Below are 14997 nucleotides of genomic sequence, written 5' to 3'. Positions count from 1 at the left end.
ATGGACTTTCGCGACGACCAGATTCATCGCTATGCCCGCCACATCCTGCTGCCCGAGGTGGGGGGCACCGGGCAGGAAAAACTGCTGAAGGCGCGGGTGCTGATCATCGGGGCGGGGGGGCTGGGCTCGCCGCTGGCCCTGTATCTGGCCGCTGCCGGGGTGGGCACCATCGGGATCGTTGATGATGACACGGTGGACCTGTCCAACCTGCAACGGCAGATCGCCCATACCACCGACCGCATCGGGCATCCGAAGGTGGACAGTGCGCTGGTCAGTCTGACGGCGCTGAACCCCGACGTGCAGGTGATCCCCTACCGGCAACGGCTGACTGCTGCCAATGCACTGGAGATCATCGGCCAGTACGATGTGGTGGCCGATGGAACCGACAGCTTTGGCAGCCGCTTCCTGATCAACGACGCCTGCTATTTTGCCAGAAAGACTCTGGTCAGCGCCGCCATTCTGCGCTTTGACGGCCAGTTGGCGACCTACAAGCCCCATGCCGGAGGCCCGTGCTATCGCTGCATCTTCCACGGCCCGCCGCCGGACGGCCAGATTCCCACCTGCGCCCAGGCCGGGGTGTTGGGGGCGGTGGCAGGCACGATGGGCACCTTACAGGCCACCGAAGTGGTGAAGGAGCTGCTGGGAATCGGCACCAGCATGGTCGGAAGACTGATGATTTATGACGCGCTGGAGGCCAGCTTCCGCACCATCAAGGCGCGGCGTGATCCCGGCTGCCCGCTGTGCGGAGATCACCCGACGATTACGACTTTGGGTGAGGATATTCAGCCGGAGGTGTGTGGACGATAACGTTTTTCTGTCATTAAGGCGCTATCGGACATGTTCTGCACAGATGTCGTGCGGTACTATGACCGTCGGGCGTACACCTGACAGAGCAGAAAGCCGACCATGCAGAGTTCCGAGAGACCGCTTCCCAATGGCATGCTGGCCCAGATGTCCAGCGTTGTGCTGACGGCCCGCACGGTCGAGCAACTGACCCGGCCGCTGCTGGAGTTGCTTGAGCTGGTGACCGGTCTGGAAAGTACCTATCTCACCCACGTCGATGTGGCGGGAGGGGTGCAGGAAATCCTCTATGCCCGCAACAGCCAGCAGATGGAAATCCCGGAAGGCGGTATTTTCCCGTGGGAAGATACCCTGTGTCAGCGGGCCTTGCAGGAAAAGCGCTTCTACACCGATGAGGTCAACGTCTGTTGGGGAGAATCCGATGCCGCCCGGCTGTTGGGGATTCGAACCTATCTCAGCGCCCCGGTGATGCTGGACGGTGGCGAAGTGTTTGGCACCCTGTGTGGCGCCAGCACCCGTCAGCAGCCGGTTTCCGAACAGGGATTGCAGGTGCTGACACTGTTTGCCGGCCTGATTGCCCAGCATTTACAGCGGGAACGACTGGTCGAACAGTTGCAGATGGCCAATGCCACGCTGGAAAATTATTCCTTCACCGATGCCTTGACCGGCCTGCCCAACCGGCGCTTCATTCTGGCCGAGCTGGACCGCTTGTTTGCGCAGGGGCAACGCCATGGCCAGCGGGTGATGGTGGCGTTCATCGACCTCGACGGCTTTAAAAAGATCAACGACACCTATGGTCATGATGCGGGCGATGAGTTCCTGCAGGCCATTGCCCAGCGGTTGCGGCAGGGTGTTCGGCAGGGCGATGTGGCCGGACGACTGGGCGGTGATGAGTTTGTGGTGGTGGGGCTGGTGGATGGCGTCGAGCAGACGCATGAGGCCATCACCGCCGCCACCCGCGCCCGCCTGGCTCCGCTGATTCAGGGCGACTATGCCCTGCGCCATGCGGCGTTCCACTATCCGGGTGGTAGTTTCGGGATTCTGTGTGTCGATCCCGCATCCTGTTCGGCGGAACAGGCGTTGGTGCAGGCCGATGCGGCGATGTACCGCGACAAACAGGCCCGCCGTCAGGTGGAGATGGCCTGACGCGCCGGGTCGGCCTGTGGCCGGTCGGGGGCGTAGGTGGTGAGGATCATCGTCACCAGTTCGTCGATGATCACCCGGTCGGGATAGTTGCTGATGCAGGTTCCCAGAGCCCGTCCCTGTCCTTCGCCCTTGACCGTATGCAGAAAGATGGTGGCCATCAGCAGCGGGTCGGCAATTTTCAGCCGCCCCCGCTCGCTCTGCACGCGGAAATAATGGGCGATGGCCGGGATGATCCGCCGCGGGCCGGCATCGCGGAAGGCTTCGACCATTTCGGGAAAATCCTGCCCCTGATTGATCAGGGTGCGGTAAATGGTGACCGACTCTGGCTTGGTGACCATTTCCAGAAAGCGCAGGGCGATGGTGGTCAGGCCTTCGCGCAGGGGGGCATCCAGCAAATCCTCGGACAGTTTGATGTAGGCGTCGGTGACATGCGACACGACTTCGCAGAACAGATGCTGTTTGGAAGAAAAGTGCGCATAGACGGTGGCCTTGGAAACCTGGGCGTGGGCGGCGATGGCGTCCATGCTGGTGCTGACAAAGCCTTCCTGACAGAACAGGGTGCGGGCACTGGCCAGAATGGCCTCGCGCTTTTTCGAGCGGCGCGGTGCAGGGCAGGCAGAAGTCTCGACAGGGTCCATCATAAGTCCGTAACCATAAAGTAGCCCACAGAGAGGATAAACTTTCTCGGGAAGGTCAGTCGCACGCCGGGACCGTCGCTGTACAGTACAAAAAATTAAACTTGTGAGTCTGGTTTTGCGCTTGACGGTCGGTGCTAATGAGCATAGTTCATTTCTGAACTGAACGGTTCAGTTTAGCGTAGCCTACGTCCAAAGCGATACATAAGGCAAGGATTATGAAAAAGAAGATTCTCCGTGGTGCGATCCTCGCCGTTGTCGCTGCTGGTGCCGTTGCGGGTGGCATGCACTGGTACGATCATCGCTTTGAACAAAGCACCGACAACGCCTATGTCCATGGTGATCTGACTGCGATTGCGCCAAAAATTTCCGGCTATGTCAGCGAGGTGCTGGTCAGCAACAACGTGGTGGTCAAGGCCGGGGAGGTGCTGGTCCGGCTGGATGACCGCGATTATCGCGCCCGTCTGGAGCAAGCGAATGCCGCTGTGCAGGCTGCCGAGGCGGCCTTGCAGGTGATTGACCGACAGGTCGAAGCGCAACGGGCCAGCATCACCGAAGCGCGGGCCGGAATTGATACCTGGAAGGCCGAACGGGCACGGGCCGGGCGCGAGCTGGGCCGCACCTCTTCGTTGGTACACAACGATTTTGCCTCGCGCCAGAGCCTTGATACCGCACGGGCGGACTCGGACAAGGCCGACGCCGGGATGAAGCAGGCCGAAGCCAGGGTGCAGTCGGCTGAAAGTCAGGTGGCGGTTCTGCAGGCCAACCGCACCGCCAGCGAAGCCTCGCTGGCGCAGGCGCGGGCGGCCCGTGATCTGGCCCAACTGGACCTTGAGCACACGGTGATCACCGCCCCCCGCGACGGCGTGATTGGCAACAGCGCCGTGCGTCTGGGGGAATATGTCGCACCGGGCAGCCAGATGATGGTGGTGGTGCCGCTGCAAGGGCTGTGGGTCGAGGCCAATTACAAGGAAACCCAGATCACCCGCATGCATGTCGGGCAGCCGGTGCGGCTGGTGGTCGATGCCTTCCCCGACCAGCCGCTGGCCGTCAGCGTATCCAGCCTGTCACCAGCGTCAGGGGCGCAGTTCAGCCTGTTGCCGCCGGAAAATGCCACCGGCAACTTCACCAAGATCGTGCAGCGGGTGCCGGTGCGGATCAACATTCCCGATGACTCGCCGCTGGCCGGACGTCTGCGGCCCGGATTGTCGGTGGTTGTCGATGTCGATACCGCCTCGCAGGGGGATAAGGAATGACCTCGCGGCGTGAGGACGGGGAGTCTTCTCCTGCCGAGCCGCTCCCCGCCATGGCAGAGTATGCCCCGGACGAAATCGTCGTGCCCGCCCATGAGTCCGAGGTTGCCGACGAATTGCCGGACGATGGCGAACAGCCGGTGTCGTTCTTCAATCCAGGTCGCCCCGCTCTCAGCGAGGGGCGGTCCTATGACATGCTCGACAAGATCGGCTTTCTGGCGATGATCATCGGCATGTTCATGGCGATCCTCGACATTCAGATCGTCTCCAGTTCGCTGGGAGAATTGCAGGCCGGCCTGTCGGCCTCGCACGATGAAATTTCATGGGTGCAGACCAGCTATCTGATTGCCGAAGTGATCATGATCCCGATTTCGGGCTGGCTGTCGCACCTTTTGTCCACCCGCATCCTGTTCTTCATTTCCGCCACCACCTTTACCATCGCCTCGGCGGCCTGTGCCTTTGCGTGGAATCTGGAAAGCATGATCGTGTTCCGTGCGTTGCAGGGGTTTCTGGGCGGGGCGATGATTCCCACCGTCTTTGCCACCTCGTATTCCATGTTCCCGCGCTCGAAACAGGCCGGGGTGACAGTGGTGATCGGTCTGGTGGCGACCATGGCCCCGACGCTGGGGCCGACGCTGGGCGGCTATCTGACTGCCAGCCTGTCGTGGCACTGGCTGTTCCTGATCAACGTGCTGCCGGGGGCGCTGGTGGCGGCGACGGTCTTTCTGGCGGTCAACGTTGACCGGCCAAACTTTGCCTTGCTGAAGGGCTTTGACCTGAAAGGCGTCATTCTGGTGGCGCTGTTTCTGGGCAGCATGGAATACGTGCTGGAAGAAGGCCCGCGTGATGACTGGTTCGATGACCGCACCATCAGCGCCCTGTTTGCCTTGTGTTCGGTGTCCGGGGTGTTGTTCCTGTGGCACGAACTGACCACCGCTGCCCCGATCATCAATCTGCGCGCCTTTGGCAACCGCAACTTTACGCTGGGCTGTGTGTACAGCTTCATCATCGGGATCGGGCTGTATGGGTCGGTCTATGTCATCCCGCAGTTTCTGGGGCAGGTGAAGGGTTATAACTCGCTGCAGATCGGCGAGCTGATCATGGTCACCGGGGTGTTTCAGTTCTGCTCGGCGCCGCTGGCCGGGGCACTGTCGAAAAAGATGGACCTGCGGCTGATGCTGGCGGTCGGGCTGGTCTGCTTTGCTCTGGGGCTGTACCTGAACTCGTCGCTGACCGCCGACTGGGGCTGGTGGGACTTTTTCCTGCCTCAGGCCATTCGCGGCATTTCGCTGATGTTCCTGTTCATCCCGGTCAATGCGCTGGCGCTGGGAACCCTGCCGCCGGAAATGCTGAAAGGCGGATCAGGGCTGTACAACCTGATGCGCAATCTGGGCGGAGCCATCGGTCTGGCGGTGATCAATACCCAGCTGTCCGACGAGCTGAACCGTCACCTGCTGTACCTGAAGGAATCGGTGACGCTGGCCCGGCTGGGGGTGCTGAACGAGATTCAGGGCCTGACAGCGGCGCTGACTCCGGCGATGGGGCCGCTGGCCGAAAAGGCGGCGCTGTCAAAGCTGGGGGCGATGGTCTATCAACAGGCGACGGTGCTGGCCTTTTCCGATGTGCTGGTGATGATGGCCAGCGTCTTTTTGTTCGGCTTCCTGTTCATGCCGCTGATGCGCAAGGTCAATCCGGGCGGTGGTGGCGGGGACGCGCATTAAGCTCGCCCGCCGGTTCCTTCAGGCGGTGAACACCGGCAACGGGGTGCTGATCCCTTTCAGGGCGATGGTGCCGACTTCGCGGCAGGCAATCCCGGTCCCGGCAGCAGCGACCGTTTCGGCGCTGCACAGCAGGGCCGGCAGGGGCGTGCGGGCGGCGGACTCCAGTCGGGCGGCGGTGTTGACGGTGGACCCGATGACGGTGAATTCCATCCGCTGGGCGCTGCCGATGGTTCCGGCGACCACCGGGCCGCTGTGGATGCCAACCCCCAGCGCCAGCGGCGCGGCCAACATCGGGTGGTCCTGATTGAAACGGGTCATTTCATCCAGCAACGCCTGCCCGCAGCGAATGGCCTGTTCGGCGGGTGATCCCGCCGTGTCGGCATTTGGGCGGTCATAGAGGCCAAACACCACCATCACCGCATCACCGATGAATTTGTCCACCAGTCCGCCGTGCTGTTCGATCACCCGCACCGCCCGGCTGAGCCAGTCATTCAGCAGCGTGGTCAACTCCGCCGGAGCCAGCGTTTCCGACAGCGGGGTAAAGCCGCGCAAGTCGGCCATCAGCACGGTCACATCCCGCTGTTGCCCTTGCAGAACGCGATCCTGCTGGCTGTTTTCCCATTCTTCCAGCAGGGTGCGGGCCACGTCGGGGCTGACCATCCGCCCGAACAGGTCGCGCATCTGCTCGCGCTGGCGCAGCCCGGCGGCCATCTCTCGGATGCCCAGAGCAATCCGGCCCATTTCATCCGGGCGCGGCACCGCCGGGGACACATCGAGGCTGCCGACGGTGATTTTCTCCAGACTGTTGACGATGGTTTCGGCGTCGGCATGCAGCAGGTGGCCATAGTGCCAGGCGACATAGATCGCCCCGCCGGTGAAGGTCAGGATGATGAAGGCCAGCTCACCGGCCACACCGGGGATGATATAGCCTTCCTGCTCAAAGCGCAGGGTCAGCAGGATCAGCGCCAGCGCCGGAGCAACGGTAAAGGCGGCAAAGCTTTCCAGCAAGCGCCGCCCCAGCCGGTCGCGCATTGCCTGCGCCTGCTCCAGCAGGCAATCACTGTGCCGCAGGCTGCGTTCGATCAGCGAATATTCCAGTTGCGCCAGAATCCCCGCCCCCAGCACCCAATAGCCGAGCAACAGCTTCAGCGGGCTGGAGATGTGGAAATCGGGGTAGCGCAGCAGGTGCAGTGCCACGCCAAACAGACCGGCCCCCAGCCAGCTTGCCACCGCGATGCGGTACCCATGACGGCTGAGACTGCGGGTGGGCGAGTGCGGCAGCCAGCGCAGCAGGGCTTCGCGCAGCAGGATGTGAAAGACCGCCACGTAGCCCAGTCCGATCAGCAGGCGCAGCGGGGCGGTCTGGTCCATGAACGGACAGACCAACCGGTCATACAGGTACAGGAACACCAGCGCGACCAGCGGCACGACATGCAGGCGGCGGATGACGGGATGCAGGGGAGAGGCCATGATCGGTCCTTGGTATTTGGCGGTATGTCCGTGTATGCAGCCTATCAGGTTTATCCCGGCGGGCAGGTGACGTTTGCGTGAGATGGTAAAGCGAAAACGAAACGGCCCCCCGATCCGTGACAGGACAGGGGGGCCGAAGCGTCAGGGGATGCCGGGCAGGCTCAGGCCGGAGCCAGAGCCTTGGCCCGCAGCTCGACCACTTTGTCGGCGGTCTTGCCGGTGACTTCACGCAGGTGGTCAAAGCGCCACGAGAAGGTGCCAACCCCCATGGTGAGCGACCGCAGTTCAGTGATCAGGTCGTGCATTTCGGCCTGAGGAACATGGGCCTGCACGCAGTCCCAGCCGTGCCAGCCATCGCGGGGCAGGAAGCCGAGAATCTGCCCGCGCCGCCCGCTCAGCGCCCGCTGGGCCTTGCTGGTGGCATCGGCGGGAACACAGGCTTCGACCCACAGGATCGGCTCCAGCAGAACCGGATCGCATTGTGCCACCCCGTCGCGCAGGGCCACTCCGGCGGCGGACTTGAAGGCCGCTTCCGAGCTGTCAACCACATGATACGAGCCATCGGTCAGTGCCACCGCGAAATCAACCACCGGAAAGCCCAGTGGTCCGCGTTGGGCCCACTCGTACACCCCGGCCTCGACGGCGGGAATGTACTGGCGGGGAATGACGCCGCCGGTGATCTGGTCTTCAAAACGCACGCCCGATCCGCGCGGCAGGGGGGCAATGGTCAGGTGGACATCGCCAAACTGGCCGTGGCCGCCGCTCTGGCGTTTGAAACGGCCCTGAACCACGGTGCCCTTGCGGATGGTTTCCTTATAGGCGACCAGCGGCTGTTCCGCCTGCACGTCGATATGAAACAACCGTTCGAGGCGGGCGAGGGAGACTTGCAGGTGAATGTCACCCTGACCCCACAGGCGCAGTTCGCTGGTGTCAGCGTTGTGCTCGACACTGAGCGACGGGTCTTCTTCGCACAGGCGGGCGAGGGCGGTGGTCAGCTTGACATCATCGCCCTGCCGGGTGGGACGCAGGGCGAGGGCAAACAGCGGTGGCAGCGGCGTCGGCCAGTCCGGGGCGTTGCTGGCAGCAAAACCGACCGGGGTGCCGATCAGGGTGCCGGTGGGAATGTCTTCCAGTCGTCCGGCAGCGCCGATGCCGCCGGCGGGCAGGCTGGTGATCTTGCTGACCTCCTGCCCCTGAATGGCATACAGGCCCGACACCTTGCCACTCTCGCCATTCGAGGCCTTCAGGCTGGTGCCGTCCTTCAGTTCGCCGGACCACAGGCGCAGCAGGCTCAGCTTGCCGGTGTGGCGGCCATGCCAGCTTTTGAACACACTGGCCCGCACGCCGCTGTCGGCGATGCCCAGACGGGCAGCGGTGATGTCGTGGGTGGGGGCCTCGTGGCGCAGGGCTTTCCACAGGCGGCGCACGCCTTCGTCCTTTTCCGCCGCGCCAAAGAACACCGGCACCAGCAGGTCGGCGGCCAGATCGCGTTTCAGGTCCTGATAGACGGCATCCTTCGGCGGGGACAGATCGTTCAGCAGGTCTTCCAGCAACTGGTCGTCATAGTCGGCCAGATGCTCCAGCAGGCCCTGCCGGGCTTCGCTTTCGCGTTCGATCAGGGGGGGCGGAATCTCGATCAGGTCCGACGCCTGCCCGGCCTTGTAGTGATAGGCCCGCTCGGACACCAGATCGACATAGCCGGTGATCTGGCCGCTGTCCCGGATCGGGACTTCGCGCAGGATCAGTGGCCGGTCAGAATAAAGCTGCAGGGCTTCGAGGCAGGCGCGGATGGAAATGCCGGTGCCGTCCCGATCGACCTTGTTGATGAAGATCATGTGCGGGATGGCGTGGGTGTTGAGGAATTTCAGCAGCGGTGCGGCCATCACCGCCCGCTCCGGTTCGGGATCGACCACCACCACCGCCACATCGGCGACCATCAGCGCGTCGCGGGTGTCCTGCTGGAATTCGACCGAGCCGGGACAGTCGAGGATGGTCCAGGCTTCGTCGAGAAAGGTGGTACTGGCAATGTTGACCTCGACTCCCATCAGGCGGGAGCGGGCTTCCGGGCTGCCATCGCCCAGTGAAGACTGGTCGGCAACCGCACCCCGGCGGTGCAGCGTCCCCGCCGTAAACAGCAACGATTCAAGCAAGGTGGTTTTGCCCGTGGTGTACGGGCCAACCAGAGCAACGGCCCTGGACGTAGCAATGTTTCCGCCCATGACTTACCCCTTTTTCCGGTTGTCTGTCATTGTCCATGGTTCTCCTGTTCCGGTCGCTTGGCAAGGAAAACCCACTTGGACAAACGGGATATGGCTGCGCGGGGAAATAGGGGTATGGCGTGAAAACAAACACGGCTAAACTGAAAGCAAGCAGAATTACCCCGTGGGAGTGGTCGAATGGACATCGTGAGTATTTTTGCCATTGCGGTTCTGGGTCTGGCGGTTGCCCTGGTGTACATGGGGGCCAAGATCGTGCCGCAGGGGATGGAGTACACCGTCGAGACCTTTGGCCGTTACACCCGCACCCTCAAGCCGGGGCTGCACCTGATTGTGCCGTTTGTCCACATGGTCGGGGCGCGTATCAACATGCGCGAACAGGTTCTCGATGTGCCGGAACAGGAAGTGATCACCCGCGACAATGCGATGGTGCAGGTGGACGGGGTGGTGTTCTTTCAGGTGCTGGATGCCTCGCGGGCGGCCTACGAGGTTGATAACCTGACGCTGGCAATCCTGAACCTGATCATGACCAACCTGCGCACGGTGATGGGGTCGATGGACCTCGACGAGCTGCTCAGCCAGCGCGACGTGATCAGCGCCAAGCTGCTGGGGGTGGTTGATCACGCCACCAGCCCGTGGGGGATCAAGGTCACGCGCGTTGAGATCCGCGACATCACCCCGCCGCGCGATCTGGTCGACTCGATGGCCCGCCAGATGAAGGCCGAGCGCGACAAGCGCGCCAACATTCTGGAAGCCGAAGGGTTGCGGCAGGCTTCCATCCTGCGGGCCGAAGGGGAAAAGCAGTCGGCGATTCTCGAAGCCGAAGGCCGCAAGGCAGCGGTGATTCTGAACGCCGAAGCCCGCCGCGAGGCGGCGTTCCGCGATGCCGAGGCGCGCGAACGCGAAGCTGCCGCCGAAGCCACCGCCACCCGGCTGGTGTCCGAGGCGATTGCCGATGGCGACGTGGCGGCAATCAACTATTTCGTTGCCCAGCGTTATGTCGATGCGCTGGGGAAAATTGCCAGTGCGCCGAACCAGAAACTGGTGCTGATGCCGCTGGAGGCATCGGGGGTGATCGGGGCGCTGGGCGGCATTGCCGAACTGGCCCGCGACGCACTGGGGGGGGCTCCGGTGAAGGAAGGACGCAAGGGCCACGCTGCTGGGTCGGTACCGGTGAGCCACCCGACTGAGAGCGGCTCTTCTGCGGCTAACCCGTGGACGCAAGGACCGTCTTCATGAGCTGGGACGGCCTGTGGTCAACGGGCTTTGGCCCATGGGGCTGGCTGGCGCTGGGCGTCGCCCTGCTGGCACTGGAAGCCGCCGTTTCGGGCTTTTTCCTGCTGTGGTTTGCCATCGGGGCTTTGTTGACCGCCGGAGTCGCCGCAGTGCTGCCCGGCGGCCTGAGCCTGCAGATCACCGTGTTCTCGGTGGTGTCGGTGCTGGCTCTGCTGGTCGGGCGTCCGCTGGTGGCGCGACGGCAGGATGCCGCCGCTGCTGCCGCCAATGGTCTTAACCGCCGCAGTGATGCGGTGATTGGTCTGACGGTGGTGCTGGTGACGCCCTTGCTCCATGGTCAGGGGCGGGTGCAGGTGGGCGATGGCGAATGGTCGGCCCGCTGTGTTGACGGCGGCGACCTGCCTGCCGGGGCAACGGTGGTGATCGACGGTGTGGACGGCAACACCCTGCTGGTGCGCCCACACGGTTGAGGGAGCTGTCAGATTAAATTCTTGCCCCGACTGGCGTTCAAGGCTGGTTCATCCTTTTTATCTATTGTATGCCTTGCCCGAGCAGACTCTGCCCACCCGTGGGGCGAGCTGCGATTCTGACAGAAGCAAGGTGTAGAGTGATGACGTTTGGCCTGCGAACGGTGGCAATCATGGCGATTGCGTCGGCGGCAATGGTGGCAACCGGGGCGGTGATTGGTGTCTACAGCCGTCAGTCGCTGATTGAAACCCTGACCGCCCAGCAGATCGCCGCCCAGCGGGATGCCCAGCGTCTGGACGAAGAAGGCCAGGGGCTGGCCAAACAGATCGAGCAGTTGCAGGTCGAACTGGGCAACAGCCGCCGCCAACTGGACAGCACCTATGCGGCGGTCGAAGTCGGCGGCGCGGTGGACTTTCCGGTGCTGCGCGGCATGGCCCGACCGGGGGACACCCTGAAGAGCTTTGCCGCCCGTGAAGGGGTGTCGGTCGAGGTGATCCGGGCGCTGAACCCGTGGATCAAAAGCGACCAGATGACCCTGACCGACCGCCAGACCATCTGGATTCCCAAATCTGCCCCGGCCACGGCAGCCAAATCCGGCAAGTAGGGCTTACGGTTCCAGACCAGCGTGCGGTAAACCTGACGCCATAGTACACAACAGTTGGGAAGTAAGGTGCAGGCTGCTGCCTGGACCGCCCGGGGCCTCCGGCCCCGAACGTTCACTTGTGCCTCCGGCCCCGAACCCCCATTTTTTCTTTGAATATCAAATCAATGGGGTCTGGGGCCGACTGGCCCCAGCGAGGTTTGGAGCAGCGCTCCATGATTTTTTGGTTTTCCCCTCACTGCTCCAGAACCTCGATCTGTCCGGCAACGCTGACCTCGTGGCAATTGTTGCCACTGCCGCCGCGATCGACCACCACAAAGGTCTCCAGATCCAGACTGCTCAGCGGCAGATGCCAGACGCCACGGGCATAATTGACCCCCTGACGGCCATCGCTGAGGAAGCAGTGTAGCTGTGATAGGTCCGGCTGCGGCGCTGGGGGGGCCACCAGCACCAGAAAACGGGCGAAATGGCGCGGCAGGAACGCCTGACTGCCCAGCGGATGGCATTCCATCACTGTCGGCTGGTGCGGCAGGCTGATGCTCTGGCGGCAGACAAACAGATTGAACAGCACCCGCCCATCCTCGCCGGGATCAAGGCGGGCGAGGTCGTTCAGGCGCAGGCTGGTGCCGCCATTGATCGCAAAGCCCGAAGCCGCCTGTTCGTCGATCACCTCGCCAAAGGGGGCGAAGGCGGCAGCGGTCAATGGCTGCGGGGTCAGGCGGATCATTGTCCCTGTTCCTGCTCTGGCACCACCTGCGGCAACGGACGGCCAAACAGGCGCAGGCGGTTGACCCCGCCATCGGGGAAGACGTTGAAGCGCACATGGCTGACTGGGCCGAGGGCGGCAATCTGGTCGCTGAAGCTGTGCAGGCTGTGCGGTGACAGCTTTTGTGACGGCAGCAATTCCTGCCAGAACAGGCTTTGCGGCACCAGTGCGGCGGCGGGCAGGTCGGGGGCAAAGGCCGCTTGCAGCGAACAGGAGTCCGGGTAATTGCCCTTGAACTGGTGGGTATCGACCTCGATCCGCTCGATGATCCCGGCCTGTCCCAGCGCGATGATCGCCCAGTCGTTGCCCGGTTCGCGGCGGCGGGCGGTTTCCCAGCCGTCTTCCATGCGGGCACCGACGCCGGGCAGCAGCAGGTTGCGGGCATCACCAAAATGGGCATCGTTGCACACCAGCGCCCGCCCGCCATTGAGGGCGGCGGCCAGATCAACCACGCCATCACCACCGTTGCGCACCGGCCGGGGAGTCCCGAACAGGCGCAGGCGGGCAACGCCGCCATCGGGGTAGATGTTCAGGCGGATATGGGTCACCACACCGCAATCGGGCAGGCTGTGGATGTTGTGGCTGTTACCGGTAAGCTCGACCGGGTGCAGCAGCGGCATCCACACCGTTGCCTCGTCGGGATCGCCGCTCAGGCAGGCGGCTTCGAGGCCAGCGGCCTTGGGGTAATTGCCGGTAAAGTGGCTGGTGTCGATGTCGGCCCGCTGGAGCCGGGCCGGGCAGGCCAGACGGACGATGCACCAGTCGTGACCGGGGCCACGCTTGCGGCGGCTTTCCCAGCCATCCATCCATTTGCCGTTGTCGTCGTACTTGCCGGGGATGAACACCGGGTCAATGTGCGACAGCAGGCGGTCGCGGCTGCCAAAGAATTCATCACTGGCAGACAGGGCCACGGCCCCCATGGCGGCAGAGGCAACATTCAGGGCGGAGTCATAGACAATCACGGCAACAGTCCCTTTCGGTCAGGGGCGCAAAAAGGTGACGCCCGCCCGGCGGGCGGCGCCCAGCACGTGGCGATGCATGGCATCATGGGCGCCAGAGGGGTTCCGGCGGCGGATGTGGTCGAGGATCGCTTCGTGTTCCAGCAGCGGCTCGAACAGCTTGGCGCGGTTGGCAAACGGCAGCATGCGGCTTTCCTGCAAGGTGGCCGAAGCCGGACGCAGGGCTTCGACGAACAGCGGGTTGCCCGAGGCGACCAGCAGGCTTTGATGGAAATCGAAATCGGTACGGGCGGCATCGACCAGATCGCCAGCGGTCAACGCCTGCCGCATCTGGTTGACCGACTCGGCCAGCGCCGCCAGTTGCGGCGCGCTGGCGTACTGGGCGGCCAGCCCGGCAACGAACGGCTCGATGGCCAGACGGAACTGATAGGCCGCTCCGGCGGTACCGCCATGCAGGGCGGCGGCGGGAATGGCGCGCGGGTCTTCCGGGCCATCGAGCACGAACACGCCCTTTCCGGCCTGCACCCGCACCATGCCCAGCGTTTCCAGCGCAATCAGGGCTTCGCGCAGGCTGGCCCGGCTGACGCCCAGCCGCTCCGCCAGCTCCCGCTGGGCTGGCAGGGCCGAGCCGGGGGGAAACTCGCCGGACTGGATCATCGTCTGGATCTGTTTGGCGGCATAGTCGGGGATCGAGGACGTTTGACGGGTCATGGTGGCCTAACTGGTCTGACCGGACGGACCGGGAATTTCGCAAGGTAATTCGTAGGATAATGGGCATCTTCCCGTAGAAAGTGGCGTTTTATGCGCCATCTGTCAACATCTGTCGCTTGACATAAGCTCAAAAAGTGTTCATGCCTTAAAAAGAGGCTGAATTAAAGATCTGGTCTGATCGGAACGGATCGCCCCCATCTCACCCACAGGAGAGCCCTGATGAAGACGATGCTGAACTCTGCGCTGAAATCTGCTGTTGTTGCCCTGTCGCTGCTCTGCCTGCCGGTGGTTGCCCATGCGCAGGATGCCTTGGAGTCGATCACCAAGGCCGGGGTGCTGAAGGTGGCGGTGCCGCAGGACTTCCCGCCGTTCGGCAGCGTCGGCCCGGACATGAAGCCGCGCGGCTATGACATCGACATGGCCGAACTGATCGCCAAAGGGCTGGGCGTGAAAACCGAACTGGTGCCGGTGACCAGCGCCAACCGCATTCCGTACCTGACCACCGGCAAGGTCGATCTGGTGATTTCCAGCCTGGGCAAGAACCCCGACCGTGAAAAGGTGATCGACTTCTCGTTGCCCTACGCCCCGTTCTACAACGGCGTGTTCGGCCCCGAGGGCCTCTCGATCTCTGGCCCCGAGCAACTGGCGGGCAAGGTGGTCGGGGTGACGCGCGGGTCAATCGAAGACCTGGAGCTGACCAAGGTCGCCCCGGCCACCGCAGACGTCAAACGCTATGAAGACAACAACGGCACCATCTCGGCCTTCCTGTCCGGGCAGGTCGAACTGGTCGCCACCGGCAACGTCGTTGCCGCCGCCATTCTGGAAAAGAATCCGCCGAAGAAGCCGCTGCTGAAGTTCCTGATCAAGAACTCGCCGAACTATGTCGGCATCAACAAGGGTGAAACGGCGCTGACCGAAAAGGTCAATGCGATCATCACCGCCGCCCGTGCCGATGGCTCGCTGGATGCCATCTCGAAGACATGGCTGGGGGCTCCGCTGCCTGCCTCGTTCTAA

General features: G+C 63.3%; 14 protein-coding genes. 8 read left to right on the top strand and 6 right to left on the bottom strand.

Annotation, left to right across the window (positions count from 1 at the left end; translation table 11 throughout):
* Complete coding sequence (locus tag BW995_RS11185; protein ID WP_076400500.1) at nt 1-807, top strand: HesA/MoeB/ThiF family protein; 807 nt, start codon at nt 1-3, stop codon at nt 805-807.
* Between the two features lie 99 nt (nt 808-906).
* Entirely contained in the window at nt 907-1947 is a 1041-nt protein-coding gene (locus BW995_RS11180) for a sensor domain-containing diguanylate cyclase (protein WP_175617052.1), read from the top strand.
* Here the strand turns inward: BW995_RS11180 and BW995_RS11175 are convergent.
* Nucleotides 1929-2588, bottom strand: a complete 660-nt coding sequence (locus BW995_RS11175) for a TetR/AcrR family transcriptional regulator (protein ID WP_084194778.1) — start codon at nt 2586-2588, stop codon at nt 1929-1931. The genes BW995_RS11180 and BW995_RS11175 overlap by 19 nt on opposite strands.
* A gap of 212 nt (nt 2589-2800) precedes the next feature.
* Here BW995_RS11175 and BW995_RS11170 point away from each other — a divergent pair, with 212 nt between their 5' ends.
* Nucleotides 2801-3838: an HlyD family secretion protein gene (locus BW995_RS11170; protein ID WP_076400497.1), complete on the top strand. Its 1038-nt coding sequence runs from the start codon at nt 2801-2803 to the stop codon at nt 3836-3838.
* A complete protein-coding gene (locus tag BW995_RS11165) occupies nt 3835-5556 on the top strand; it encodes a DHA2 family efflux MFS transporter permease subunit (RefSeq protein ID WP_322099122.1) in 1722 nt (573 codons plus the stop codon). Before BW995_RS11170 ends, BW995_RS11165 begins: the two co-directional genes overlap by 4 nt.
* Before the next feature lie 18 nt (nt 5557-5574).
* On the opposite strand, the gene BW995_RS11160 is transcribed toward BW995_RS11165, so the two are convergent.
* Nucleotides 5575-7026 (bottom strand): adenylate/guanylate cyclase domain-containing protein, encoded by a 1452-nt coding sequence (locus BW995_RS11160; RefSeq protein WP_076400496.1) that lies wholly within the window; start codon nt 7024-7026, stop codon nt 5575-5577.
* Nucleotides 7027-7187: 161 nt separating this feature from the next.
* Entirely contained in the window at nt 7188-9245 is a 2058-nt protein-coding gene (locus BW995_RS11155) for an elongation factor G (protein ID WP_076400495.1), read from the bottom strand.
* 177 nt (nt 9246-9422) lie between these two features.
* On the opposite strand from BW995_RS11155, the gene BW995_RS11150 reads away from it, so the two are divergent.
* The 3 genes from BW995_RS11150 (at nt 9423) to BW995_RS11140 (ending at nt 11550) form a co-directional block, all read left to right on the top strand.
* A complete protein-coding gene (locus BW995_RS11150; protein ID WP_084194777.1) occupies nt 9423-10481 on the top strand; it encodes an SPFH domain-containing protein in 1059 nt (352 codons plus the stop codon).
* The gene (locus BW995_RS11145) at nt 10478-10948 is read left to right on the top strand and encodes an NfeD family protein (protein ID WP_076400494.1); all 471 of its coding nucleotides are present in this window, start codon (nt 10478-10480) and stop codon (nt 10946-10948) included. Before BW995_RS11150 ends, BW995_RS11145 begins: the two co-directional genes overlap by 4 nt.
* Nucleotides 10949-11088: 140 nt before the next feature.
* Nucleotides 11089-11550, top strand: a complete 462-nt coding sequence (locus tag BW995_RS11140) for a LysM peptidoglycan-binding domain-containing protein (RefSeq protein ID WP_076400493.1) — start codon at nt 11089-11091, stop codon at nt 11548-11550.
* A 232-nt stretch (nt 11551-11782) separates the two neighbouring features.
* Here the strand turns inward: BW995_RS11140 and BW995_RS11135 are convergent, their stop codons facing one another.
* Genes BW995_RS11135 through BW995_RS11125 form a run of 3 tightly spaced genes read right to left on the bottom strand, consistent with a single transcriptional unit; the run spans nt 11783 to nt 13983 of the window.
* Complete coding sequence (locus BW995_RS11135; protein WP_076400492.1) at nt 11783-12274, bottom strand: ureidoglycolate lyase; 492 nt, start codon at nt 12272-12274, stop codon at nt 11783-11785.
* A complete protein-coding gene (gene alc / locus BW995_RS11130) occupies nt 12271-13275 on the bottom strand; it encodes an allantoicase (RefSeq protein WP_076400491.1) in 1005 nt (334 codons plus the stop codon). The genes BW995_RS11135 and alc overlap by 4 nt, the downstream gene beginning before the upstream one ends.
* A gap of 18 nt (nt 13276-13293) precedes the next feature.
* Complete coding sequence (locus BW995_RS11125) at nt 13294-13983, bottom strand: FadR/GntR family transcriptional regulator (protein WP_076400490.1); 690 nt, start codon at nt 13981-13983, stop codon at nt 13294-13296.
* A gap of 219 nt (nt 13984-14202) precedes the next feature.
* Between BW995_RS11125 and BW995_RS11120 the strand changes: the two genes are divergently transcribed.
* Nucleotides 14203-14997 carry a transporter substrate-binding domain-containing protein gene (locus tag BW995_RS11120; RefSeq protein ID WP_245821417.1) on the top strand — a complete coding sequence of 265 codons (795 nt, stop codon included), beginning with the start codon at nt 14203-14205 and terminating at the stop codon, nt 14995-14997.

Origin of the sequence: Insolitispirillum peregrinum, assembly GCF_900156605.1 — a bacterium.
Lineage (GTDB): Bacteria > Pseudomonadota > Alphaproteobacteria > Rhodospirillales > Rhodospirillaceae > Insolitispirillum > Insolitispirillum peregrinum.
This window is presented reverse-complemented; position numbering and strand designations above follow the sequence as displayed.

What these genes read in the sequence shown, in the direction of transcription:
- BW995_RS11185 (WP_076400500.1), top strand. Translation starts at nt 1, where the DNA reads ATGGACTTTCGCGACGACCAGATTCATCGCTATGCCCGCCACATCCTG.
- BW995_RS11180 (WP_175617052.1), top strand. Translation starts at nt 907, where the DNA reads ATGCAGAGTTCCGAGAGACCGCTTCCCAATGGCATGCTGGCCCAGATG.
- BW995_RS11175 (WP_084194778.1), bottom strand. Translation starts at nt 2,588, where the DNA reads ATGATGGACCCTGTCGAGACTTCTGCCTGCCCTGCACCGCGCCGCTCG.
- BW995_RS11170 (WP_076400497.1), top strand. Translation starts at nt 2,801, where the DNA reads ATGAAAAAGAAGATTCTCCGTGGTGCGATCCTCGCCGTTGTCGCTGCT.
- BW995_RS11165 (WP_322099122.1), top strand. Translation starts at nt 3,835, where the DNA reads ATGACCTCGCGGCGTGAGGACGGGGAGTCTTCTCCTGCCGAGCCGCTC.
- BW995_RS11160 (WP_076400496.1), bottom strand. Translation starts at nt 7,026, where the DNA reads ATGGCCTCTCCCCTGCATCCCGTCATCCGCCGCCTGCATGTCGTGCCG.
- BW995_RS11155 (WP_076400495.1), bottom strand. Translation starts at nt 9,245, where the DNA reads ATGGGCGGAAACATTGCTACGTCCAGGGCCGTTGCTCTGGTTGGCCCG.
- BW995_RS11150 (WP_084194777.1), top strand. Translation starts at nt 9,423, where the DNA reads ATGGACATCGTGAGTATTTTTGCCATTGCGGTTCTGGGTCTGGCGGTT.
- BW995_RS11145 (WP_076400494.1), top strand. Translation starts at nt 10,478, where the DNA reads ATGAGCTGGGACGGCCTGTGGTCAACGGGCTTTGGCCCATGGGGCTGG.
- BW995_RS11140 (WP_076400493.1), top strand. Translation starts at nt 11,089, where the DNA reads ATGACGTTTGGCCTGCGAACGGTGGCAATCATGGCGATTGCGTCGGCG.
- BW995_RS11135 (WP_076400492.1), bottom strand. Translation starts at nt 12,274, where the DNA reads ATGATCCGCCTGACCCCGCAGCCATTGACCGCTGCCGCCTTCGCCCCC.
- BW995_RS11125 (WP_076400490.1), bottom strand. Translation starts at nt 13,983, where the DNA reads ATGACCCGTCAAACGTCCTCGATCCCCGACTATGCCGCCAAACAGATC.
- BW995_RS11120 (WP_245821417.1), top strand. Translation starts at nt 14,203, where the DNA reads ATGAAGACGATGCTGAACTCTGCGCTGAAATCTGCTGTTGTTGCCCTG.